Raw genomic sequence first — 1,011 nt, 5'->3', positions numbered from 1 at the left:
GCCACCTTCCTGGTCTTAAGCTTGGCTTCGAACCCATATTGCGTACGGTGGGCTTCGTCGGCTACCACCACGATGTTGTGCCGGTCGCTCAGCACCGGGAACATGTCCTCGTCTTCCCCCGGCATGAACTTCTGGATGGTGGCAAACACGATGCCACCTGAGGGCCGATTGCTGAGCAACTGGCGCAGTTCCTGCCGGGTAGTGGCCTGCACCGGTTGCTCGCGAAGCAGGTCTTGCGCCAGGCTGAAGACGCCAAACAGTTGGCCGTCTAGGTCGTTGCGGTCGGTGATGACGACGATGGTGGGGTTGGCCATGGCAGGCTCTTGCATCACTCGGGCGGCAAAGCAGGTCATGGTGATGCTCTTGCCGCTGCCCTGGGTGTGCCAGACCACCCCGCCCTTCCCTCGCTGGTTGGCGGCGCCGTCAGGTCGGGAGGCGGCGACCACATGGCCGATGGCAGCCCGCACCGCGTGGTACTGGTGGTAGCCCGCCACTTTCTTGACCAGCCGGCCGTCATCTTCAAACAGTACAAAGTAACGCAGGTAGTCCAGCAGGGTGGCCGGGACGAGCACGCCGCGCACCAAGGTTTGCAACTCGTTGAACTCGCCCAGGGGGTCCAGGTTCACGCCGTCGATGGTGCGCCACTGCAAGAAGCGTTCAGCGTTGGCCGAGAGGCTGCCCAGGCGGGCGTCGGTGCCGTCGGAGATGACCAGCAACTCGTTGGTCTGGAACACGTCAGGGATTTGCTCTTTGTAAGTCTGAATCTGGTCGTAGGCCCTCCAGATGTCGGCGTTCTCGTCGGCGGGGTTCTTCAGCTCTATGAGCACCAGCGGCAGGCCGTTGAGGAACAGGATGATGTCGGGCCGGCGGGTGTGGTGCGGGCCTTTGATAGTGAACTGGTTGACCGCCCAGAACTCGTTGCGCGACGGTTCGGCCCAATCGACCAGACGCACGAAGTCGCCGACCGTCTCGCCGTCCTTCTGGTATAGCACCGGCACGCCGCCGACCAGC

At 63.1% G+C, this 1,011-nt stretch carries 1 protein-coding gene; it reads right to left on the bottom strand.

The genetic code is table 11. From position 1 onward, the window contains the following. Nucleotides 1-1,011, bottom strand: a 1,011-nt coding sequence (locus QZH66_RS16905; RefSeq protein ID WP_305807015.1) for an HsdR family type I site-specific deoxyribonuclease, incomplete at both ends; no start/stop codon positions are given.

Origin of the sequence: Stenotrophomonas sp. YIM B06876 (assembly GCF_030711595.1) — a bacterium.
Lineage (GTDB): Bacteria > Pseudomonadota > Gammaproteobacteria > Xanthomonadales > Xanthomonadaceae > Stenotrophomonas.
This window is presented reverse-complemented; position numbering and strand designations above follow the sequence as displayed.